This window comes from Ruegeria sp. BA2, from assembly GCF_056539605.1.
Genome location: NZ_JBQFVE010000046.1, coordinates 1 through 561, shown reverse-complemented (window position 1 = coordinate 561; position 561 = coordinate 1). Strand labels below are relative to the sequence as shown.

Sequence of the window (561 nt, the reverse complement as noted above, 5' to 3'; positions counted from 1 at the left end):
GACCCGATTGATCCTGCTGCGGTTCAGCTGACGGATGGGGATGACGACAATTCAGCGCTTGCTACTGACGGGGAGGATATTGTTGACGGGCTTGCGGGCAACGATACGTTGCTTGGCCTCAAGGGCTCAGATCGCCTTTACGGAAATATCGGCAATGACATGCTTTTTGGCAATAACAGTGATGACAGCCTTTATGGCGGGTCAGGTGACGATATTCTGGACGGCGGTAAGCAAAACGACCTATTGGATGGCGGTGCCGGAGCGGACACTCTGATTGGCGGGTCGGGCAATGACACTTACAAATTCTCCGTAATTGACGGTGCGGTGGACACGGTCGAGGATTATGCTTGGTGGAACTTCCTGGATGTGGGTGATGCACTGGTGGGCTACACGCAGGGCGTTGACACGCTGACCGACTTTGTGCGCTTTACCACCACCGGCGCGGACACGCTGCTGGAGATCAATCCGGACGGGGCCAGTGGCTTTGTCCCGGTTGCCCTGCTGAAGGGCGTCGGCAACCTAGCCGGAACCGAAGCCGATATGGAAGCCAATGGCCGGTTG

Annotated in this window: 1 protein-coding gene; it reads left to right on the top strand. The window is 57.0% G+C overall.

Annotation, left to right across the window (positions count from 1 at the left end; translation table 11 throughout):
* A partial coding sequence (locus ACR0NN_RS25295; RefSeq protein ID WP_480685876.1) for a calcium-binding protein occupies positions 1 to 561 on the top strand: 561 nt, incomplete at both ends.